General features: G+C 57.7%; 17 protein-coding genes. 8 read left to right on the top strand and 9 right to left on the bottom strand.

The features are described from left to right. Positions 1-248 precede the first annotated feature (248 nt). The 5 genes from JNM42_RS14735 to JNM42_RS14715 all read right to left on the bottom strand — a co-directional run bounded on the left by JNM42_RS14735 (position 249) and on the right by JNM42_RS14715 (position 6,874). Complete coding sequence (locus JNM42_RS14735) at positions 249-1,427, bottom strand: acetate/propionate family kinase (RefSeq protein ID WP_294271672.1); 1,179 nt, start codon at positions 1,425-1,427, stop codon at positions 249-251. Next, complete coding sequence (locus JNM42_RS14730) at positions 1,424-2,845, bottom strand: bifunctional enoyl-CoA hydratase/phosphate acetyltransferase (RefSeq protein ID WP_294271669.1); 1,422 nt, start codon at positions 2,843-2,845, stop codon at positions 1,424-1,426. Before JNM42_RS14730 ends, JNM42_RS14735 begins: the two co-directional genes overlap by 4 nt. Positions 2,846-3,208: 363 nt before the next feature. Then, positions 3,209-4,213, bottom strand: coding sequence for a flagellar filament capping protein FliD (fliD, locus tag JNM42_RS14725; RefSeq protein ID WP_294271666.1), 1,005 nt, complete (start codon positions 4,211-4,213; stop codon positions 3,209-3,211). A 305-nt stretch (positions 4,214-4,518) separates the two neighbouring features. Continuing rightward, entirely contained in the window at positions 4,519-4,953 is a 435-nt protein-coding gene (locus JNM42_RS14720; protein WP_294271663.1) for an EamA family transporter, read from the bottom strand. Positions 4,954-5,194: 241 nt separating this feature from the next. Beyond that, positions 5,195-6,874, bottom strand: a complete 1,680-nt coding sequence (locus JNM42_RS14715; RefSeq protein WP_294271746.1) for an alpha/beta fold hydrolase — start codon at positions 6,872-6,874, stop codon at positions 5,195-5,197. Between the two features lie 842 nt (positions 6,875-7,716). On the opposite strand from JNM42_RS14715, the gene JNM42_RS14705 reads away from it, so the two are divergent. Beyond that, positions 7,717-8,457 carry a c-type cytochrome gene (locus tag JNM42_RS14705; protein ID WP_294271657.1) on the top strand — a complete coding sequence of 247 codons (741 nt, stop codon included), beginning with the start codon at positions 7,717-7,719 and terminating at the stop codon, positions 8,455-8,457. 250 nt (positions 8,458-8,707) lie between these two features. Here the strand turns inward: JNM42_RS14705 and JNM42_RS14700 are convergent, their stop codons facing one another. Continuing rightward, positions 8,708-9,442, bottom strand: coding sequence for a UPF0149 family protein (locus JNM42_RS14700; protein WP_294271654.1), 735 nt, complete (start codon positions 9,440-9,442; stop codon positions 8,708-8,710). Positions 9,443-9,446: 4 nt separating this feature from the next. Next, complete coding sequence (queF, locus tag JNM42_RS14695) at positions 9,447-9,866, bottom strand: preQ(1) synthase (protein WP_294271651.1); 420 nt, start codon at positions 9,864-9,866, stop codon at positions 9,447-9,449. Between the two features lie 267 nt (positions 9,867-10,133). On the opposite strand from queF, the gene smc reads away from it, so the two are divergent. From smc to def, 7 genes are read left to right on the top strand one after another with little or no spacing between them, the layout of a single operon-like run. Next, entirely contained in the window at positions 10,134-13,634 is a 3,501-nt protein-coding gene (smc, locus tag JNM42_RS14690; protein ID WP_294271647.1) for a chromosome segregation protein SMC, read from the top strand. Between the two features lie 8 nt (positions 13,635-13,642). After that, positions 13,643-14,914, top strand: a complete 1,272-nt coding sequence (locus JNM42_RS14685; protein WP_294271644.1) for a cell division protein ZipA C-terminal FtsZ-binding domain-containing protein — start codon at positions 13,643-13,645, stop codon at positions 14,912-14,914. Positions 14,915-14,931: 17 nt separating this feature from the next. Then, positions 14,932-16,986 carry an NAD-dependent DNA ligase LigA gene (gene ligA, locus JNM42_RS14680; protein WP_294271641.1) on the top strand — a complete coding sequence of 685 codons (2,055 nt, stop codon included), beginning with the start codon at positions 14,932-14,934 and terminating at the stop codon, positions 16,984-16,986. Continuing rightward, the gene (gene galU, locus JNM42_RS14675; protein WP_294271639.1) at positions 16,983-17,855 is read left to right on the top strand and encodes a UTP--glucose-1-phosphate uridylyltransferase GalU; all 873 of its coding nucleotides are present in this window, start codon (positions 16,983-16,985) and stop codon (positions 17,853-17,855) included. Before ligA ends, galU begins: the two co-directional genes overlap by 4 nt. Next, positions 17,852-18,400, top strand: a complete 549-nt coding sequence (locus JNM42_RS14670; protein WP_294271636.1) for a hypoxanthine-guanine phosphoribosyltransferase — start codon at positions 17,852-17,854, stop codon at positions 18,398-18,400. The genes galU and JNM42_RS14670 overlap by 4 nt, the downstream gene beginning before the upstream one ends. A 1-nt stretch (position 18,401) precedes the next feature. Beyond that, a complete protein-coding gene (locus JNM42_RS14665) occupies positions 18,402-19,157 on the top strand; it encodes an S-methyl-5'-thioinosine phosphorylase (protein ID WP_294271633.1) in 756 nt (251 codons plus the stop codon). Further along, positions 19,138-19,671 (top strand): peptide deformylase, encoded by a 534-nt coding sequence (def, locus tag JNM42_RS14660; protein ID WP_366504459.1) that lies wholly within the window; start codon positions 19,138-19,140, stop codon positions 19,669-19,671. Before JNM42_RS14665 ends, def begins: the two co-directional genes overlap by 20 nt. Positions 19,672-19,680: 9 nt before the next feature. Here the strand turns inward: def and JNM42_RS14655 are convergent, their stop codons facing one another. Both JNM42_RS14655 and map read right to left on the bottom strand, forming a co-directional pair. Then, on the bottom strand, positions 19,681-22,284 hold the full coding sequence (locus tag JNM42_RS14655) for a [protein-PII] uridylyltransferase (RefSeq protein ID WP_294271625.1): 2,604 nt from the start codon (positions 22,282-22,284) through the stop codon (positions 19,681-19,683). Further along, entirely contained in the window at positions 22,275-23,084 is an 810-nt protein-coding gene (gene map / locus JNM42_RS14650; protein ID WP_294271623.1) for a type I methionyl aminopeptidase, read from the bottom strand. Before map ends, JNM42_RS14655 begins: the two co-directional genes overlap by 10 nt. Positions 23,085-23,110: the final 26 nt, after the last annotated feature.

Below are 23,110 nucleotides of genomic sequence, written 5' to 3'. Positions count from 1 at the left end.
CCGAGGTTTTTGCGGAGAATCAAGTAAAAAATACTACATATAGTGCCTCATGGCAGAAAAATTACTAAATGTAGTTGTTTTTGATTGTGCGCAGCAGCCAGCAAAGACAGTCGAATCAGCGTGATTCAGCGAATCGGGCTAATTTTTGCTGCGCCGCACAAAACTGGCTGTGTGGCGAGAGGTGGCAGCAGATATCAAGCGAAACGGCGTTTTGAGACCTGTGCGGTCTGTCCAGCGTATTTTCTGATTTATTGCCTGAGCAGCGCTTGGGTGTGGTCAGCGATCATCCATTCCTCGTCGGTCGGGATGACCAGCACGTCGACGCGGCAGGACGATGTGCCGATATGAATGCGCTGGCCGGTATTGGCCTCGGGATCAAGTTCGAGTCCGAGCCAGCGACAGCCCTCGACAATGCGGCGGCGGATTTCAGCCGCGTGTTCGCCGATGCCGCCGGTAAAGACCAGTGCGTCGATGCCGCCGATGGTTGCGGCCAGCGAGCCGATCTGGGTCACGGCGCGGTAGCAGAAGAGCTCGACGGCTTCGGCGGCAGACGCATCGCTGCTGGCCAGCAGCGTACGCATATCCTGGCTGAGGCCGGAAACGCCGAGCAGGCCGGATTCCTTGTACAGCAGCCTGGTAAGCTGCTTGACGTTGAGCCCCTTGTTTTCCAGCAGGTAGAGGATCACGCCGGGGTCGAGCGCACCGCTCCGGGTACCCATCATCAGGCCGTCGATCGCAGTGAAGCCCATCGACGTGGCCTGGCTGCGCCGGTCGATCATGGCGCACATGCTGGCGCCGTTGCCGAGGTGGGCAACAATGACGCGGCCACTGGCTTTGTCCGAGTGCTCAGGCAGTACGCGTGCGATATATTCGTAGGACAGGCCATGGAAACCATAGCGTTTGACACCCTCGGCGCAGAGCGCCCTGGGCAGGGCAAAGAGCTGGGCGACGCGCGGCTGCGTGCGATGGAAAGCGGTATCGAAACAACCGATCTGCGGTATCTGCGGCAGCCGTGCCGACAGGGCGCGGATGCCGGCCAGGTTGTGCGGCTGGTGCAAGGGAGCCAGTACGATGAACTGTTCCAGTTCGGCGAGCACCTCCGGCGTCAGCACCATCGGCTGCGAATACAATTCACCGCCATGCACGACACGGTGGCCGACCGCGCTGATTTTCCAGTCGTCCTCGTTGTGTCCGCCGAGCCAGCGCAACAGTTCGTCGAAGGCCTCCTGGTGCTGGACGCCCGGTTTCAGTCCGACGTCCGGAAACGCCTGGCCGCTGCCATGGGTGGCGACCAGCCTGGCTTCGGCGCCGAGTCCGTCGATCTGCCCGGACAGTGAGGGATGACGCGCCAGCCCGCCCTTCAGCTCGAACAGCGCAAACTTGATCGACGACGAGCCGGCATTGATGGTGAGGATGCCGTGTTTCATTCCGGGTTCGCTTGATTGTTACGGTTGGCGTGAGCAATCAGCGTGGCGATAACGCAGGAGGCGATGCGCGTCTCGGCGCTGTCGGCGCGGCTGGTCAGTACGATGGGCACCCTGGCGCCGAGAACGATGCCGGCGGTCAGTGCGTTGGCCAGATACTCCAGTTGCTTGGCCACCATGTTGCCGGATTCGAGGTCGGGAACGACGAGAATCTCGGCACGGCCGGCGACCACCGAGTTGATTCCCTTGGTTTTGGCGGCCTCGATTGACACGGCGTTGTCAAAGGCCAGCGGGCCGTCGAGCAGGCCGCCCTTGATCTGGCCGCGATCGGCCATTTTGCACAGCGCAGCGGCGTCGAGCGTGGACTGGATCTTGGAATTCACGGTTTCGACCGCCGAGAGGATGGCCACCTTCGGTTCCGGGATGCCGATGATGTGCGCCAGGTCGATGGCGTTCTGGATGATGTCGACCTTGTCCTCGAGCGTCGGAGCAATGTTGATTGCCGCGTCGGTGATCAGGATCGGGCGTGGGTAGGTCGGCACGTCCATCAGAAAAACGTGGCTGATGCGACGCGCGGTGCGCAGGCCAGCCGCGCGCGAAACCACTTCGGCCATCAACTCGTCGGTATGCAGGCTGCCTTTCATCAGCGCTTCGGCATCACCGTTGCGGATCAGGGTGACGGCCATTGCTGCTGAATCGTGGCTATGCTTGACGTTGACGATGCGGTGCTGTTTAAGATCCAGTCCGTTGTCGGTGGCGACGGCACGAATCTTCGCCTCTGGCCCAATCAGGATCGGGTCGATCAGCTCGGCTTCAGCCGCCATCAACGCGCCTTTGAGCGATTCGAGATCACAAGGGTGCACCACCGCCATGTCGATGGGTGCCAATCCCTTGGCCCGGGCGACCAGGTGTTGCAGTCGAGCGTATTTGTCCGAAATGGTGATATCCGGCAATTCGACGCGTCTGGTTCGCATCTTCTCGGTCGGGGCCAGCACTTCAGCGGTGCCGAGCACCACCTGCATGCCGTCCTGGTTGATGCACGAGCAGTCGCAAATGATGTGCTGATTGTGGGCGAACATCTGCTTGACCGTTACCGTTACGGTAATCGTGTCGCCGAGTCGCACCGGTCGCGTAAAATGCAGCGCCTGATCGATCAGGATGGTTCCCGGCCCGGGGAACTGCGTTCCCAGCACGGTGGTGATCAGCGACGCGCTCCACATGCCGTGGGCGATGACTTCCCTGAACATGCCGCTGTTGGCGAATTCCTGATCGCCGATCGCCGGATTCATGTCGCCGGACATGATGGCGAAGAGTTTTATGTCTTCGGCACGCAGCGAGCGAACCAGGACCGAACTGTCGCCGACGTTGATCTCGTCGAAAGTCCGGCTTTCAAGAAATTGTTGTTGAGTTTCAATACGCATGATCAAGCTCCGAAAAGGACTACTGTAACCACTCGTTCTCTTGCGCCATCGAAGTCGATGGGGTACGGAGGGTTATCTCGGTCGGAAACCTTGCGGTAGCAATCCCGATAAGCAACAGACGGCTACACGCGCAGGCCACACCGTGCCGGCGATGCCTGCGCTATACCCCGTATTCATGAATGCCGAATAATCAGGGCGCTCCCTTGTGTTATATATTGGACGATAAACTGCTGCGCTGCAACATAATAATTTCTGTTGCATTACGGTGATTGCGGGCTGTTCCGCAGATTCCTGTTGTTGCGTCGTCGCACTTGCCAGCCGGATCAAAGGCTGGCCTGGTGTCAGTGTTCCAGGACGAGGCTATCAGATTCTGAAGATCTGATTGTAGGCGGCGAGTGCCTTGGCGATTGGTGTGGACGGTCTGGCCGGGTCGCCCAGCCCGAATTCGGCCTGGAGTGCGGGCTTGTTGTCTGTTATGTAATCGATCGCACGGTCCAGATTGGCCAGCCGGTTGGGGATGAAATTGTTGGCAGAAGTGAGTAACCCGGCCGATTTGGCAAAATTGGCGCTGAACTCGTGAATGGTGCTGACCGCACCATCCTTGTTGCTTGCCAGAGCGGTATCCAGCTTGCTGGTATCGAGAGTGGCAAGGTTGGTCGTCTGGTCGATGCTCAAGCCAAGGTCGCGCAGGCCATGAAAGCCATTTTTTGCTCCATTGAAGATGTTTTCGACGCTCTGCTCGAGTTCGTAGAGGGAGATTTCTGCGGCCTGCGTTCCGGCCAGCAGACCATCGTTCTTCACCGTGCCGTCAAAGCGTTTGATCCACTCATTATATTGCCCGGCAAACGCCTGCAGTTCGCTCTTGATCGCCTCGTTGTCCATCGATTCGCTGACCTTGCCCAAGGCCTGGCCGGCCTGTTGCATGATGTTAACATTGGTTTTCATTTCGCTCAGTTCTGAAAACTGGGCTTTATAGGTGACATCCTTGTTGTTGATTACGCTCATCATGCGGTAGGCAGATTCCGGATTGAACAGCGACAAGTTGCGCCCACCCGGGGAGAGTCCACGCGCACTGGTCGAGAAGCCGAGCAGCGAAAGCGGTTCGCTCGCTCCGGATGCTTTTTTGTTTGCGCCGGTCAGGAAATCCAGGCTGGAAGAAGCCTGGCCCCCGTTGAACACCGAGCCAAGCAGCGAATTGACGGACTGCGCCTGAAGTGCGGCCATGCGCAGCTCCAGCGATGAAGAAAAATCTTCGCTTGTCCGTGTACCGGAGCGCACCGTCTCAGTATTGTTCGATTGGCTGCTGCTGCCAATCCCGATCGATTTAGCCAGACTGAATAAAGTGCTTGCAATGGTCAAGGGTGACATGTCGACTCCTGCCTTTTCATCGTATTGCCGGAAATTCCGGCGTCGTTCGCTTAGAATCAGGCAATAACAAGCAATATACAGGCCAGTTGCATAAACGGAAGCTGGATCAGTCAAGCGGGGTTTTTGGAGCCGGTCCGGGGGTCAAGGCCGGTTTCTGCAGTCGCGTTTGCCGGCCAAGCGGCAAAAACTGCCGCTACTCAGGGAAAAAATGGCCACTCAGCCCAATTCTCAGCTTCTGTCAGTTGAGAGTCAGTGAAGTGCACGCACCCGGTTCGTTTTTGTTACTTCAGGAATAGACCTTGGCCTCAGCGCTTGAAGGCGAGAACAAGAACGCCGGCAGCGACCATGGCAATACCGGTCCATTCGCGTAACGATGGACGTTCGCCCAGGAAGGTGAACGCAAAGACAGCAACGAGAACCAGGCTCAGCTTGTCGACGGGCGCGACTTTTGAAGCGTCGCCGATCTGCAGGGCACGGAAGTAGCATACCCACGAAGCGCCAGTGGCCAGGCCAGAGAGGGTGAGAAAAATCCATGTCCTTGAAGACAGCGTAAACGGATTGCTCCATTTTCCGGCCAGCAAGACAAATGCCGAGAGTACGATCATGACGATTGCGGTTCGCACCAGCGTGGCCAGGTCCGAATCGACGCCTTGAATTCCGATCTTGGCAAAAATTGCCGTGAGCGCTGCGAAAACAGCCGACAGAAGAGCCCAGTAAAACCAGGAAGTAGACGAAGCCATGGTATTTCTCTCTGCTGATAGCCGGACTGCCCATGTCAGGCCTGCTTGATCGGCAAATCAGCTCGCTTGTTGCGCTATGGAACCGTAATGATTTTCGGCTGAAGCCGGAAACTCATGACGTCTGGCCCTTTTCTGCAGAGTTCCGGAACCGTACCATGGCAATGCAGGCAAAGGCCAGGAAAGGACGTTGATTGCAGTCCGAGCAGATCGCCGCGAACAGTAATGGAGTTTGCTGAATGAACTATTTCTCGAAGACGTATGTGCCTGGAGCCGGGCCAAGATCAGGATAGCTTGCCGCCTGGGGATCGAGCGGCGCCACCATTGGTCCGCACTGCGGCGAAAGCCAGGCCAGCCAGTCCTCCCACCACGATCCTGGTTTCTTTTCTGCACGCGCGAACCAGTGTTCGAAATGCTCGTTACGCGCGGGTTCGGCCACCCAGAAACTGCGCTTCGGCGGATTGACAACCGGATTGACGATGCCAAGAATATGGCCGGAAGTCGATAGAACAAAACGCACCGGCGCCTTGACGTTGACGTATTTATGGATTCGGTAGGACTGTTGCCAGGGGACGATGTGATCGTCTTCGGCACTCACCGCATAGAGCGGCTGGGTGATACGGTCGAGGTCGATCGGCTCGCCGGCGATGGTCAGTGCATCGCGCTTCATCAGATTGTTGTGCAGGTACATCTCGCGCAGATAGAAGGAGTGCATCGCCGCCGGCATGCGCGTCGTGTCCATATTCCAGAACAGCACGTTAAAAGCTGGCAGCGGTTCGCCAAGCAGGTAACTTTTCTCGAAGTAGTGCCAGACCAGGCTGTTCGAGCGCAACAGGCGGAAACTCGCTGCCATGTCGTTACCGTCGAGATAGCCGACTTCCGCCATCTTTTCTTCAAGCGCACGGATTGCGCCCTCGTCAATGAACACTTCGATGTCACCCGGCCTGGAAAAGTCGGTCAGCGTGGTGAACAAGGTCCAGTGCGCTACCGGTGTTTTTTTCTGGCCATAATGGCGATTGGCCCACGCCATGTAGGTTGCCACCAGCGTACCGCCGATGCAGTAGCCTGTCAGATGCACCTGCGGCACCGAGCATAACTCGCACACGGTATTGACCACCTGATCGACACCCTCAAGCAGATAATTATCAAAACCGACATCGGCCATATCGGCGCCCGGGTTTTTCCAGCTGGTGATGAATACGCTGTAGCCCTGGTCGGTGAGGTATTTGACCATGCTCTTGCTGGGAGTCAAATCAAGGATGTAGAACTTGTTGATCCACGGCATGATGATGACGATCGGCGTTTTGTGCACCTGGGTGGTGGTCGGTGTGTAGTGGATCAACTCGACCAGGCGGTTGCGGAAAACCACTCGTCCCGGCGTTGTGCCGAGATCCTTGCCCACCGTGAAGGCATCGGCTTCGACCATGCGGATGTTTTTTTCCTTGACATCACGCAGCAGGTGCTTGAGGCCCTGCTTCAGGCTATCGCCTTTGGTCTCGACGCACTTGCGCATGGCGACTGGGTTGGTAAAAAAGAAATTGGTCGGCGCCATGGCATTGAGCCACTTTCTTACCCAGAAAGCCGCGCGCCTGCGCTCCTTGTGGGACAGGCCTGGCGTTTCGAAGAGCATGTCCTCAAGCCGGCGAGTGAACGCCAGATACGACTCCTTGATGATGTCCCAGGTCGGCGTTTCGCTCCACACCGGATCGGAAAAACGCGCATCGTCAGCGTGCGGTTTGATAACGTCATCACTCGGCAGCCCGAAGGCACGGCGCATGACGTGCGTCTGCAAGGCCAGCACGTCGCTGGACATTGCGCTCATCTCGCGCGACAACTCTTGCGGATGCATCATCCACGCCACTTGCGCATTGATTATTGAAGTCGTCACGCCAAAGGGGTCGACGCGCTGTTGCAGCGTCGACATCAACCCCTCGTAGGTTCTAACGCCCGTCAGGTCTATATCGGAAGACTTCTTGCCCACAGAACCGCTTCTGCTCATGACGCTCTCCACTCAATGACAAGCTGCTACGATCCCCCGGATCAACCCGTATTCGGCGGTCAGCCGCGTCGAATCGATGAATTGATCAATCGACTTGCCGCCTGCACTGTGCATCAGAAATCGGAAGAAACCGGGCGCTACTTTCGGGAAGCCGCTGAACGCGTTCCGAAGGGCACCATGATAAGGCCAATTGTCAAACTGACCAAGGCCGGTATTGAGGATTGAGCATTATGGCACGCCACGGAACCAACCCCAGAAAGGGGTTGATCCAGTCATTTTAAAACACACTATCTGTTCGCTGCCCTTTCAGGAACTTTCGTCGTTTCACTCAGGCCTGAAATTCTGGCAAAACAGCCATCCAGAGGGCAATTGCGCCCCGGTGGACAGCCATGTTCCAGTGCGCACTCCCGCTGTGTCTGATCGGTCAGCACCATCGTGTGTTCCGCCTCACAGCGGCCAATTGGGGAATCAAGAAAGGTCATGATGTACTCCTTGTGAACGTCTTATAACCACTATAGACGCTACTACAACAGCATTCAATGTCTTCAAGCCCGATAACTGCGGAAAGATCATTTCTGGCAATGATTGTGTCGAAATCTGGATGCTTGCCAACCGATTACTTTGTGTAGAATTGCGCCCTGAAAATTAATTTTTCTGGCTCGCATTCCTTGGACAAGCTATTGCTTGACTCGCGTTAATAAATGACAGACAGTAAATGAGCTTGAATGTAAACTCTGTTCCCCTGCAACAATTCAAAGGAGATGAGCATGTACAAGGTGCTGACTGTTGCCATCACACTGTCGCTGTCTGTGGTTTACGCACTGGCCGAACCAAGTGGCGAAAAGGCTGGCGGGATAGAGAGCAAGGACTACAAGTGGAACACGCAGAGCGCCGAGAAGACCATGGCCCTCAAGCTCGCAGGTGATGTCAAGGCAGGCCAGGAGGATTACAAGGCTTACTGTGCGGCATGCCACCTTGCAAGTGGCGGCGGCAATCCCGATGGCAGTATTCCGCAGTTGGCCGGTCAGCACTCCAGCGTGATTATCAAACAGTTGGCAGACATTCGCTCCGGCTTGCGTACCAATCCTGTAATGTATCCGTTTGCCATTAAACTGCCCGATGCCCAGGCTCTGGCAAACGTCGCGGCGTATATTGAAACGCTCTGCGTTCCGCGTGATTCCGGGAAGTATGAAGGCCCCGAATCAACTCAACTGATCGCTTACGGCAAGGCGTTGTACGACAGGGAATGCGTTCAATGCCACCAGGCAAACGGCGATGGCATCAAGGAGAAGTTATACCCCGTGATCGCAGGTCAGCATTACAAGTACTTGCTGCGCCAGATGATTGAAATCCGCGATGGAAAGAGAAGGAACAGCCACCCGGAGATGGTCAGGGTCATCGCGAAGTACGACAATGCCCAGTTGGTCGCCATCGCGGCCTATCAGGCGATGTTGGCCACCCGGATGCAGAAATTGACTACCCAGCCGCATTTCTGCAAGCCAGTTTGATCACCCTATTCGTGGCGCAAGCTCTCCGCCAAGCGGCTTTGAGGCGTTAACAGTTCAAGGTTCTGAGCCCTGTGTGGTTACGGAAATCTCGAGTCATCAATGGGATCACCCGAAGCTACATTTCAGGGAGCCTATGCGGCGACTTGCGCGAGAATATCGCAAGATACGTGGATGCCCGATCGGACATAATCCTTTCAATCTGATCAAACAAGCGCTGATCAATGGGGCATGTTCATTTACGCAACAATCGCTAATTCACACCGCAGCACTGCTTGAACTTCTTTCCGCTGCCGCAGGGGCAAGGCTCGTTGCGGCCAATCTTGGGTTCTTCCCGGCGCAGGGTCTGAATGCCGCGCCTGGCTAACCAGAATCGGTAAATGTCGGTTACGGCCTGTGCCAGATCATCCTCGCATTCGTTTTCGATCTGCGCGCGCTCTTCGCCTTGCGGCCATTCCTCGCCGTGTTCGATGGCGGCGGCTTCGGCTTCGCCGGTGAGCACCATCAAGGGGAAGAGGCGTTCGTCGAGGAAGCCGATCTCTTCGCGAATCGCTTCAGTTTCTACTTCCCCCTCCACTTCGCCGAGGAATTCGAACCAGTCGTCTTCGGCGGCATCGACACCGGCCAGATAGGCCTGGCACCAGGGGACATAGTCGCTCGGGCCATTTTCATCGTCATCCCTGGGGTAAAGCAGGAGGACCGGTGGTTCGCCAGCGGCCAGTTCGGCTTCCAGAGCAATGGCGAAGGCACGCAGCAGTCCGGCGGCTTCACGACCGGCTTCGCTGGCCAGCGCTTCTTCATTGCCCAGCGTATCGGCCAGCCAGTCTTCTTCAGGCATTGGCTGCGGGCCGGAGAGGGCGGCGCAAAGATAGCCCTGAATCTCGTCGAGGCGCAAGGCGTCCGGCATTTCAGGGTCGTCGAGCAGCGTTTCCAGACGGTCAAGCTGGTGGTCTGCGAGTTGGGCTTGCAGTGGTGTCCCGGAAGTCATTGTTTCAGCCTCGGCAATTGGATTGAGTGGCAAATTCGGCCAGTTCGACCCGGGGGGACGGTTTCCAGCCCTTTTTGCAGTGTTCGGCAACGACGTTGGTAAAAATACCGCCGCGCACGTAAAAACGGGCTGTCAGGCGCATGAAGCGGGGTCGGGTGGCGTTGACCAGATCGTCGAGGATACGGTTGGTCACCGCTTCATGGAAGCAGCCCTCGGAGCGGAAGGACCAGATGTAAAGCTTGAGACTCTTGAGCTCGACACAGGTTTTTTCCGGGATGTAGTCGAGAATCAGCGTGGCGAAGTCCGGCTGACCGGTTTTCGGGCACAGGCAGGTGAACTCGGGAATCTCCATGTGGATATGGAAGTCGCGCTGCGGTGCCGGATTGGGGAAGGTTTCGAGTATTCTGGCGGGCTGGGTGGTCATGATGGGTCCGGGTGCAAACGATTCTGGCTGGCAAAATGCTATTATAGGCGCCCGATTGTGCCAGTGCGGCGTCATACGATTCTTTCAGGAACCCCTATCCGCGCAACACCCTAGCAGGAAGTCATGTTGAAATACAAGGAAAAAAACTCAAGCGGCAAGCCACTCGGAACACCAGCTTTCATCAATGAAACAAGGCCTTGACTTAGTGCTTCCTGGTGAACTCGGTGGCTTTTCATTTTGACTGACTGCTAGGCTGCGTTCCACTTCATGCGCCTGACCAAACTCAAACTCGCCGGATTCAAATCTTTCGTCGATCCGACGACCATTGCCTTGCCCGGGCAACTGGTCGGTGTGGTCGGCCCCAACGGTTGCGGCAAATCGAATGTGATTGATGCCGTGCGCTGGGTGCTGGGCGAATCGAAAGCCTCGGAATTGCGCGGCGAGTCGATGCAGGATGTGATCTTCAACGGTTCCGGAACGCGCAAGGCGGTGTCGCGGGCAGCGGTCGAACTGGTTTTCGACAATTCGCTCGGGCGTATTGCCGGCCAGTGGTCGCAATATGCCGAATTGTCGGTCAAGCGGCTGCTGACACGCAGCGGGCAGTCGGAGTATTACATCAACAACCTGCACGTTCGGCGCAAGGACATTACCGATCTGTTTCTCGGTACCGGCCTCGGCCCACGGGCTTACGCCATCATCGGGCAGGGGACGATTTCTCGCATCATCGAGGCCAGGCCCGATGAGCTGCGGGTTTTTCTCGAAGAAGCGGCTGGCGTTACCAAGTACAAGGAACGGCGCAAGGAAACCGAGAACCGTATCGCCGATACGCGCGAGAATCTGGCGCGCGTCGAGGATATCCGGCTGGAGCTTGGCGCGCAGATGGAACGCCTGGAAGGGCAGGCCGCCGTGGCCCGGCAGTATCGTGACTTCAGCGCTGAACTGACGCGCAAGCAGCAATTGCTGTGGTTGCTGCGGCGTAACGAGGCGCAGGTCGAAAGCGAACGACTGGCGCGTGAAGTCGAGCGGGCGGGCATTGAACTTGAGGCGCAGAATGCCGCCTTGCGAGAAACGGAAGCCCGACTTGAAGAAGCGCGCGAAAGCCACTTTGCGGCCAGTGATGGGGTGCATGTCGCGCAAGGCGAACTGTTTTCGGCAAATGCCGAGGTGGCTCGGCTGGAAGCCGAGATCCGTCACCGTCGCGAATCGCAGCACGAGTATGAATCGCGTCTGGCTCAATTGGGCGATGACCAGGTGCACTGGCAGGCCCAGTTGCAGCAACTGGAGGCTGACCACGCCCGCTGGCTGGCCTTGTCCGCGCTGAGCGATGAGCGCGTTGAGCAGGGCGAAATGCGTCTGGCTGAACGGCAGGAACGTCTGCCACTGGCCGAAGAAGCGCACGCCAGCGCTCAGGACGAAGTCAATCGTCAGCGTACGGCGCTGGCCCAGGCGGATCAGCGCTTGCAGATTGAACAGGCCCATCGCGGCCATGCCCAGCGCTCGCTGCAGATTCTCGCCGGGCGTCGTGATCGGCTGGCGCAGGAACGCCAGGCACTGCCGGTACCCGACGCTGCCGAGTTCGAATTCAAGCAGGAAGCCCTGGCCGAATTGCGCCAGCGGATCGTCGACGCGCAGGAAGCATTGGTTCATAAGCAGCAGGAGTTGCCGCAACTTGAACAGCGGCGGCGGGAGGTGCTGTCCGAAGTGCAGCAGGTACAGAAGGAGCGTGCCGAAGCGCACGCCCGTCGAGCTGCGCTCGATCAGTTGCAGAAACGGGTGCAGGGTGACGGCAAGCTGGCCGACTGGCTGCATCGGCATCGGCTGGATCATCGCCAGCCCTTGTGGAAATCCTTGCACGTCGAGGCCGGTTGGGAAGATGCCGTAGAGGCCGTTCTGCGCGAGCGAATCAGTGCGCTGACGGCCGAGCACGCCGACCCGGCGTGGAGCAAGGACCGGCCGGGCAGCAAACTGACCTTGCTGTTGCCGGTCGAGGGTGCAACGGCAAGGTTTGCTGCTGACTGCCTGCTGACGCGGGTTCGTTGCGATGAGCAAAAACTGGCCGCGATTCTTGCCGACTGGCTCGGCGAGGTATTTACCGCTCCTGATCTGGCGTCTGCCTTGGCGCGTCGCGACAGCCTGTCTGGCAGCGCCTGCTGTGTCACGCCGGGTGGCGATGTCGTCAGCCGGCAGAGCGTCACGCTGTTTGCGCCTGACGCTGCAGAACATGGTCTGCTTGAAAGGCAGCGCGAGATTGACGAACTGGGCGGACTGATCATGCAGCGCGAGGCGCGGGTAGAGCAGGAGCAGGCGCGACTCGCTGAAATTGAAGCACGCATGGTGGGCGCCCAGAATGCCTTGCAGGAATCACGAAAGGAACTCGACGATCTGCAGGAGCAGGCACACGCCATTCAGGTGGAAACCCTCAAGCTGGCGCAGGCTCTGGAACGCTTCCGCGAGCGGCAGGCGCAGATTGACGCCAGCCTGGCCGAAATGGCTGCCGAGGAAGAGGGCGAAAACGAGCGTTTATCCATTGCCGAGCAGGCGATCGAGGTGCAACGCGAACAGATTCGCCAGTTGCAGCTTGTCACGGATGCTGCCAGGGCGAGCTTCGAGCAGGCCGAACGGGCATTGCGTGACGAGCGTGAGCAGGTCAATGGCGTCGAACGCGAACTGCACGAAGCGCAGTTTTCGCAACGCGAAGGCCGCAACAAGATCGAGGAAATCATCCGTAGCCAGGTACTGGCGCGCCAGCAGATTGCGCGCATTGTTGACGAGTTGGCACGCTGTACTGAAAACGCCGAAGCGCTGCAGGCCGAGGATCTTGAACCGAAACTGCAGGAGGCGCTTGAGCAGCGGGTTTCACGCGAACAGGCGCTGGCGCTCGTGCGCGATGGGCTGGAAGCGGCGACGGCCGCTCTGCGCACTCTGGAAGAGCAGCGCATGCAGCTTGAGCATGGTCTTGAACCCCTGCGCGAACGGATCGGCGAACTCAAGCTGAAGGAACAGGCGGCGCGTCTCAATTTCGACCAGCTGGCAGCACAATTGCTCGAAGCGCAGGCCGATGAACAAAGTCTGTCCGGTGATCTGGCCGGTTCTCGCGCCACGGCGTTGCTAAGTGCCATCAGCACACTGCAACGCTCGATCGAAGCGCTCGGCGCGGTCAATCTTGCGGCTCTCGAAGAGCTTGAAACGGCGCGTGAGCGCAAAGCCTACCTCGACGCGCAGTCGGAAGACCTGACGCAGGCCATGGAAACCCTGGAAAATGCCATTCGCCGAATCGACCGGGAAACGCGCGAGCTTTTGCAGACGACCTTCGATGCAGTCAACCGCAGTTTTAACGAACTTTTTCCGATTCTCTTCGGCGGTGGCGAGGCCAGGTTGATCATGACCGGCGAGGAAATTCTCGACGCCGGCTTGCAGGTGCTGGCGCAGCCGCCGGGCAAGAAGAATTCGACGATTCACCTTCTTTCCGGTGGTGAGAAGGCATTGACCGCGATTGCGCTGGTGTTTTCGATGTTCCAGCTTAATCCGGCACCGTTCTGCCTGCTTGACGAAGTCGATGCGCCGCTGGACGATACCAATACCGAACGTTTTTGCGCGATGGTGAGTCGCATGTCGGCCAACACGCAGTTTCTGTTCATCAGTCACAACAAGATCGCCATGGAAATGGCACAACAGCTCGTTGGAGTGACGATGCAGGAATCCGGTGTTTCGCGTATTGTTGAAGTGGATATGGATGAAGCGTTGCGCATGCGCGAGCAGATTGTTTAGGAAATGACATGACCGAACTGCAATTAGGTTTGATTGGCCTGGGTGGTGCTGCCATTGTTGGCGTGGTGGCCTATAACAAATGGCAGGACTACAGGCACCGCAAGCTTGCTGAACAGCTCTCGCAGGCCCGGCACACGGATGTTTTGCTTGATCAGCCGGATGTAGGCGATACCGGCGCTGGCTTTGCCAAAAGCACTTCGGAAGTTGACGGTGAGCCCGACCTGAGTGTGACGCCTGCAACGGTATCTTCACCTGAGATTGATGCGAATGCTGCACACCCTTCGTTATCGGGCGAGCGTATAGAGCTGCGTCATGATCTTGAGCGTCAGGAACCGACCCTGTTGCGCCTTGAAACTTCAGCCGATCCTGACCTTGCTCCGGATCATGCACCCGATCCAGCTTCTGGGATGGGGTTATCCATACTGGCCGATCAGGCAACCAGAGATATTGCCGAGCCGCATCACTTGCTGTCTCCACTGATCGATTACGTCGCGGCATTCGAAACCGTTGAGCCGGCGCCGGCCTACCAGATCCTCGAAGCGCAGCGCGAAGTCCTGGCGCGTATCCGCAAACCCGTTCACTGGATCGGCTACAACGAACTTTCACGCGAGTGGGAACCGATCGTCGATGACGTAGAGAGCGAATATCGCCACATCCGGGTCGGCTTGCAACTGGTTGACCGCCGGGGGCCGCTGGATGATAGCGATCTGTCGGTTTTCCATATCGCCATGCAGGATCTGGCCGCTGAACTGATGGCCATTACCGATTTGCCAACACGCCAGCCGGCGCTGGACGGCGCTGCGAAGCTTGATGCCTTCTGCGCCAGTGTCGACATTCAGATCGGCATCAATGTGATCAGCCAGGGGCAGGCGTTCCCCGGAACCAAGCTGCGCGCGCTGGCTGAGGCGGCCGGCATGGCGATCGATGGCGAAGGGCGGTTTGTGCGTAGTGACGACGAGGGCAATATACTCTTTGTGCTGCTCAATGCAGAAGCGCCCGGTTTTTCAGCCGAGTCGATGAAGACCATGAGCACGCATGGCCTGACCTTCCTGCTCGACGTCCCGCGCGTTGCGCATGGCGAGCGCGTGTTCAACCAGATGCTCGATCTGGCGCGGCGGTTTGCCGATGTCCTGCGCGGTGCGCTGGTTGATGACAACCACCATCCACTCTCTGAAGGCGCGCTGGAACCGATTCGTCGCCAGGTTGCGCAGTATCAGTCGATTATGGCAGCGCAAGGTCTACCGGCTGGCGCTCCGCTGACGCAGCGCCTGTTCTCCTGAGTCAGGACGTATCGCTCATGAGTGCCCGCGAGCGTGCCCTTGAGTTGCGGGCCGAGATCGAGAAGCACAATCATCAGTACTACGTCCTCGATGCGCCGCTGATAACTGACGCCGACTACGACCGCCTGTTTCGCGAGTTGCAGGCGCTCGAGGCAGAGCACCCTGAGCTGGCGAGCGCCGATTCGCCGACGCAACGAATCGGCGGCAAGGCGCTGGAAGCCTTTGCGCCGGTGCGTCATGCCGTTCCCATGCTTTCGATCCGCACTGAGACCGACACCGAAGCGGGTGGCGCCTTGAGCTTCGATGCACGGGTGCGTCGCGAGTTGAAGCGTGAACAGATCGACCCGCCGATCGAATACATCGCTGAACTCAAGTTTGATGGTTTGGCCATGAGCTTGCGCTACGAGGACGGCGTGCTGGTGCGTGCCGCAACGCGTGGCGACGGTGAAACGGGCGAGGACGTTACCGCGAACGTGCGCACGGTTGGGCAGATTCCTCTGCGCCTGCACACGTCGGAACCGCCAGCCGTACTTGAGGTACGCGGCGAGATTTACATGAAACGAGCCGATTTCGAGCGTTTCAACGCACGTGCACTGGCCGCTGGCGAAAAAATGCTGGTCAACCCGCGCAACGGCGCAGCCGGAGGCATTCGCCAGCTAGATTCGCGAATTGCCGCCAGCCGGCTGCTTTCATTTTTCGCCTATGGCCTTGGTCAGGTGCAGGGCTGGCAAGTGCCTGAAACACACAGTGGCCTCCTCGATGCACTAGCCGACTTGGGTCTGCCGGTTTGTGCCGAGCGTGCCATCGTGTACGGGCCGCAGGCCCTGGCCGATTTCCACCAGCGCATGGGCGAGCGGCGTGCCAGCCTGCCGTTCGACATTGACGGCGTAGTCTATAAAGTCAATTCGCGCGCGCTCCAGGAGCAACTTGGATTCGTCACACGAGAGCCGCGCTGGGCAGTGGCGCACAAGTTCCCTGCCGAGGAGGCCAGCACCCAAGTGTTGGGCATCGATATCCAAGTCGGGCGAACCGGCGCCCTGACCCCCGTGGCCCGTCTGGCGCCGGTTTTTGTTGGTGGCGTGACGGTGACCAATGCCACGCTGCACAATGAGGACGAGGTTCGGCGCAAGGATATCCGTATCGGTGACACAGTCATTGTGCGACGTGCCGGCGATGTGATTCCGGAAGTGCTCCGCGTGCTGCTCGAGAAGCGAGCGATCCTGGCACCCCGGTTCAACATGCCGGTGCGTTGCCCGGTCTGCAACTCAATCGTCGTTAGGGCCGAGGATGAAGCAATTGCGCGCTGTAGCGGCGGCTTGTATTGCCCGGCCCAACGCAAGCAGGCGCTGATCCACTTTGCATCGCGCCGGGCCATGGATATCGAGGGGCTCGGTGACAAGCTCGTCGAGCAGTTGGTCGATAGCGGTATCGTGCGCACCCCTGCCGATCTTTATAAAATGGGGCTGTTGGCGCTGGTCAATCTTGAGCGCATGGCTGAAAAATCGGCAAACAATCTGCTGGACGCGATCGAGAAGAGCAAGCAGACGACGCTGGCACGTTTTATCTATGCGCTGGGTATTCGCAACGTCGGTGAAGCAACCGCCAAGGATTTGGCGCGTCACTTTGGCCGGCTTGATCGGGTGTTTGCGGCAAATGAGGAACAGTTGATGCAGGTTAGCGATGTTGGCCCGGTGGTGGCGCAGTGTTTGCGCCAGTTCGCTTCTGAGCCGCATAATCTGGAAGTGATCGAGCAGTTGCGGGCTGCCGGAGTCATCTGGAATGAAAGTGAGGGTGAAGGCAAAGCGTTGCCGGCTTCAGGCAGTATCATGGCGGGGAAAGTTTTCGTGCTCACCGGAACCCTGCCATCGCTGACACGTGAGGAAGCCAGGGAATTGATCGAAGCGGCAGGCGGCAAGGTCAGTGGATCGGTTTCAGGAAAGACGGATTTTTTACTCGCCGGTGCGGAGGCGGGTTCCAAGCTGGAAAAAGCCCTGAAACAGGGCGTGACGGTGATTGATGAAGCGCAATTACGCTCACTTCTGGCGCAATCACAAAGGAATAATTTTTCATGAAAAAAGTCAAAAAAGCAGTTTTCCCAGTCGCCGGTCTCGGTACGCGCTTTCTGCCGGCGACCAAAGCCAGTCCGAAAGAGATGATGCCGATTGTCGATAAACCCCTGATTCAGTACGCAGTGGAGGAGGCGGTGGCGGCCGGCATTACCGACATGATTTTCGTCACCGGCCGTACCAAACGTGCCATAGAAGACCATTTTGACAAGGCGTATGAACTCGAAAGCGAACTGGCACTGAAGAACAAGGTCGAAATGCTGGAGTTTGTGCACAACCTGCTGCCAAGAAGCATCAACTGCATCTATATCCGCCAGTCTGAAGCCCTCGGACTTGGTCACGCGGTACTTTGTGCCAAGCCGGTGATCGGCGACGAGCCCTTTGCCGTCCTGCTGGCCGACGATCTGCTCGATGGCGAGCCTCCGGTCATGAAGCAGATGACCGATATTTACGACTACTACCGGTGCTCGGTGCTCGGAGCCATGGACGTGCCAAAAGCCGAGACCGGTAGCTATGGCATCGTCAAGTCAAGCCCTGTCGCCGAGCGTCTCGAACGTATTGAGCGTATCGTTGAAAAGCCCAAGCCCGAAGACTCACCGTCGACGTTGGCGGTGGTCGGTCGTTACATTCTGACGCCGCGTATTTTCCATCATCTGGAGAAGGTTACGCCGGGTTCAGGCGGCGAAATTCAGCTTACCGACGGTATTGCCTCGCTACTGATCGAAGAACAGGTTCTGGCCTACCGCTATGCAGGAACCCGCTTCGACTGCGGTTCCAAACTGGGCTACTTGCAGGCGAGCGTTGAATTTGGTCGGCGTCATCCGGAAGTGGGTGCTGCTTTTTCAAACTATCTGGCTAATCTGGAAAGCGCATGAACGACCCGCAAGCGGCGAAGGATCTTCTCGCCAGCGCGGATCTGATTCACTCGGCTACGGTGGTCACCGAGGCAGTAGGTCGAGTCGCAGGCGAAATTACCGAAAAGCTGGGTGAGACGAACCCCTTGCTGCTGTGCGTTATGAGCGGCGGCGTGCCCTTTGCCGGTCAGTTGATGACACTATTGAATTTTCCACTTGATTTTGACTATATGCACGTTACACGCTACGGCCAGGACAAGTCTGGTGGAGCGCTGTCCTGGCGTTCTGCACCGTGGACCCCGGTCAAGGGGCGCACGCTTCTTGTCGTCGATGACATCCTTGACGAAGGACTGACGCTGGCGGCCATTGTCGAGCGCATGATGCAACTTGGAGCCAAGGCCTGTTTTACTGCGGTGGTGACCGAGAAGAAAAATGGCAAGGAAAAACCGATAAAAGCCGATTTCGTCGCGCTGACGGTTCCAGATCGCTTCGTGTTTGGCTATGGCATGGACATCCGTGGTGCGTGGCGGAACCTCCCGGCGATCTATGCCGTCAAGGAAGAATGAGATGCTGGCCGTAATTGGCGGTAGTGGCCTGTCGCAACTGGCCAATCTGGATGTCTCCCATCGCGAGGTACTGCGTACGCCGTACGGTGAGCCGTCGGGTGCTATTACCTTCGGCCAGATTTGTGGCCGCCCCGTCGCTTTTCTGGCGCGTCACGGTTATGGCCACACGATTCCTCCGCATGAAGTGAATTATCGGGCGAATATCTGGGCGCTCTGGAAACGCGGTGCCGTCGGCATTATTTCGGTGGCCTCGGTCGGCAGTATTCGGGCGGATCTCAGACCCGGCGATGTCGTTATCCCGCATCAGATCATGGATTATACCTGGGGTCGAAAATCCACGTATCACGAAGGACAGCAATGCACGGTCACGCATATTGACTTTACCGAGCCCTATGACCGCAAGTTGCGCGAGCAACTGCTGACTGCGGCGAGTTCCGCCGGTATTGCCGTGAGTAACACCGCGGTTTATGCCGCGACGCAAGGGCCGCGTCTTGAAACTGCTGCCGAGATCAACCGCTTTGAACGCGACGGTGCCGATGTGGTAGGAATGACGGGAATGCCCGAAGCTGCCCTGGCGCGTGAATTGGCTATTCCCTATGCTGCCATCAGTGTGGTGGCCAATTACGCGGCAGGCCGGGCCGATAGCCGTGACGGAATCAGCTTCGAAGCGATTCAGGGTGTTTTGCACGAATCGATGGGGCATGTGCGTAGCCTGATCGAAGAAATGGTGGGTTGTTGTGATCAGACCGGTTCTTAAAATGGGTGATCCGCGTCTGTTTCAGCAGGCGCGCCCGCTTGAACTTTTTGCCACGCCGGAATTGCATTCCCTGATTGTCGACATGGAAGACACCATGCAGCACCTGGAGGGTGCGGGTCTTGCCGCACCGCAGATTGGGGTTGGTCTGTGCGTGGTCATTTTTGGCTTTGAGGATAATCCGCGCTATCCGGAAGCGGGCAGCGTTCCCTATACGGTGCTGATCAACCCCGTTCTGACGCCACTTTCAGATGAGATCGAGGAGGGCTGGGAAGGCTGTCTGTCGGTACCGGGACTGCGCGGTATGGTGCCGCGCTGGCGGTACCTGCGCTACACCGGTTTCGATCCATTCGGGCAGCCGATCGAGCGCTCGGTCGATGGCTTTCATGCACGGGTAGTCCAGCATGAGTGCGACCACCTGAATGGCATTCTCTACCCGATGCGAATCAGGGATTTCAGCCGATTCGGGTTCACCGAGGAACTTTTTCCGGACGCAAAAGACCTTCCCGAGGAATGAATTCCTTCATCACTTCAGCCTGTCCAGCAGTTCCGTTTCCAGTTTGATCCTGCTCGCACTTTTGTCTAGATCACCGCCACTGATCAGAAAGGTATCTTCGACCCGCTCACCGAGTGTGACAATTTTTGCGGTGTGCAGATTGGCGCCGTGTGCCGCCAGCGCCATGGCAACGATATACAGCAGACCGGGACGGTCGGAAGCGCTGATCGAAAGAACAAAGAGAATTCCTTCTTCATCCGGCTGCAGCGTGACCAGCGGCTGGATGGTGACTTTCGGCTGGATCGGGAAGTGCTTGACTTGACGTGAAATGCGCCCGCTGGCCGGTGCCTCGGGCGGAGCCAGGCGGGTGAGCCGGTCGATCAGTTCATGTTCGATGTAGCTGATCATGCTGCGGTCACTGTCACGGCCACTGACGTCGAGCAGCATGAAACTGTCGAGTGCATAGCCGTGGCGCGTGGTGTGAATCCTGGCGTCCATGATGTTGTAGCCGGCACGGTTGAAGAAGCCGACGAGACGGGCAAAAAGTTGCCGCTGGTCGAGGGTATAGACCATGACTTCGATGCCTTCGCCGTGCGGATAGATGCGTGCCTTGACGATCGGTTGTTTACTGTCGATACGGTAGTTCAGAATGCGCGCATGCCAGGCAATTTCTTCCGCTGAATGGCGCAGGAAGTAAACAGCATCGAGCTGGTTCCACAGGCTTTCATGCGCTGCCTCCGGAATCGCAAAAAAGCGCATCAGTCGCATCGCTTCCTCTTGCCGCTCCTGAATGATGCCTTGCGTCAAAGGCGCCTGTCCGCCGGCAATCAGGAGGCGGCGGGTCTGGTTGAAAAGCTGCTCAAGCAATTGGCCCTTCCAGCTATTCCAGACCTTGGGACTGGTGCCGCGAATGTCAGCGACAGTGAACAGGTAAAGTGCGGTCAGGTGGCGTTCGTCCCTGACCATCGCGGCAAAGGCAGCAAGGACATCCGGGTCAGAGAAGTCCTGTTTCTGGGCGACGCTCGACATGACCAGGTGGTTGAGTACAAGCCAGACCACCATTTCGCTGTCTTCAGCACTGAGTCCGTGACTGGCGCAAAACTCCTGCGCGTCAACCGCCCCGAGCTCCGAGTGACCGCCACCGCGCCCCTTGGCGATATCGTGGAAGAGGGCAGCAATGTAGAGCACCCATGAGTGATCAAAGCCGCTGATCAACTGGCTGCAGAAAGGGTACTCATGGCCAAATTCGGTTTCGGAAAACCGGCGCAGGTTGCCAAGAACCTGCATGATGTGCTGGTCGACGGTGTAGGCATGAAAAAGGTCGTGTTGCATCTGGCCGACAATGGCACCGAAGTTGGGCAGGTAACGGCCGAGGATGTCAAACTGGTTCATCCGCCTCAGTTCGTGCATCACACCGCGTTTTTGCTTGAAAATCGCAAGGAACAATGCCTTGTTTTCCGGGTTCTGGCGGAATTCATCGTCGATCAGGATGCGTGCCCGCCACAGTGAGCGCATCGTGCGTGCGGTCATGCCTTTCAATTCGGAGTGCTGCTGGAGGAGCAGAAAGGCTTCGAGGATGGCTGAGGGCGTCTCGTTGAAAACATCTTCGTGCACGACGTCGAGCAGTTGGTGCGTGTTCTGGAATCGCTCATTTATGGCGTGCGGGATTTGTTCGGGCAAGGGGAAAATCGCGGCCCCCATGTTCTGCAGGAGAATCGTGTTGAGCTGGATCACTGTTTTCGCTGTCTGAAAATACTCTTGCATCAATTGCTCGCTGACACGCCGTGTCGGTGTCGCCGAAAAACCGAATTGCTCGGCGAGCGCCGTCTGATAATCAAACAGGAGGCGATCTTCACGACGGCCAACATGGAGATGCAACTGGATTCGCAAGCGCTGTAAAAACCGCTCGCGCCACTCCAGTCCCTGTGCTTCCTCGTGCGTAATGAAGCCATGCTGTTCGAGATCCTGCCAACTGTTGCCGAAGCCAGCCGCCTGGGCGATCCAGAGAATGCTTTGCAGATCGCGCAAGCCTCCCGGACTTTCCTTGCAGTTCGGTTCGAGACTGTAGGGCGATTCCTGAAAGCGCAGGTAGCGGTCGTCCTGCTCAATTCGTTTGGCCAGGAAAAACATCTGAGGGTCAAGAATGTTATTGAATTCAGACGAGAATCTTGCGAACAGTTTGTCATTGCCAATCAGCAACCGGGCTTCGACCAGCGCTGTCATGACAGTCAGATCGCCCGCCGCCTCGCCAAGGCACTCCTCAATCGTGCGTACGCTGTGACCAATTTCCAGCCCGATATCCCAGAACAACCCAACGAGTTGCTCAAGCCGTTCGGTGAGCAGCGCATCAGGTTGCTCGGCAAGAAGCAGCAGCAAATCAATGTCAGAAGCAGGGTACAACTCGCCGCGTCCATAGCCACCGACCGCCACCAGAGCAAGGGAATCCGGAAAGCGCAGTTCCTTCCACAATTCGCGCAGAAGTTCATCAATCAGTTGGCTGCGTTCATGCAGCAGGCGGGGAGCATCCGCTTCAGCGAGATAGCGCTCACGGATTGCGCTCTGGCCTGTCTGCAGACGCGACTTGTAGCGCGCGAGGAGGTCAATGCGGGCGGCTGAGTCGATCTTCATGAGCATGACTTGATCCATTCCGGCGGCGTGCGCGCTCCTGCGGAAAGAGTCAGTACCTCGAATCCGCTTTCGTTGACGAGAATGGTGTGTTCCCATTGGGCTGACAGGGAGTGGTCTTTGGTGACAATCGTCCACCCATCGGCCAGTTCGCGTATCGCCGCCTTGCCGGCGTTGATCATCGGTTCGATGGTGAAAATCATGTTGGCCTTCAGTTCGATACCGGTTCCCGGCGTACCGTAGTGCACGACCTGCGGATCTTCGTGGAAGCGGACACCGATACCGTGGCCGCAGAATTCGCGTACCACAGAGTACCCCGATTTTTCGGCATGGCGCTGGATGGCGTGGCCAATGTCGCCAAGATGGGCGCCAGCCCTGACCTGAGCGATGCCGAGCCAGAGACATTCGAATGTCACCTCACACAGCCGTTTGGCCTGAATCGAAACTTCGCCGACATGAAACATGCGGCTGGTATCACCATGATAGCCTTGCTTGATGGTCGTGATGTCAAGGTTGACGATGTCGCCGTTCTTCAACTGCCGGTCGCCGGGGACGCCGTGACAGACCTGATGGTTAACCGATGTACATATCGATTTCGGATACGGTTTGTAGCCGGCCGGTGCGTAGTCAAGCGGAGCCGGGATACAGCCCTGAACATCGACCATGTAATCGTGGCAAAGTTTGTCGAGCTCACCGGTGGTTACGCCGGGTTTGACGAAAGGGGTGATGTAATCGAGCACTTCGGCCGCCAGACGGCCAGCGACCCGCATTTTTTCGATTTCTTCAGGCGATTTGAGAGTAATGCTCATGTTTTTTCGTGGCCATGCGGATGAAG

Origin of the sequence: Propionivibrio sp. (assembly GCF_016790145.1) — a bacterium.
GTDB lineage: Bacteria > Pseudomonadota > Gammaproteobacteria > Burkholderiales > Rhodocyclaceae > Propionivibrio.
Note: the sequence above shows the minus strand (reverse complement) of the source record. Positions and strands in the feature narration are given on the sequence as shown.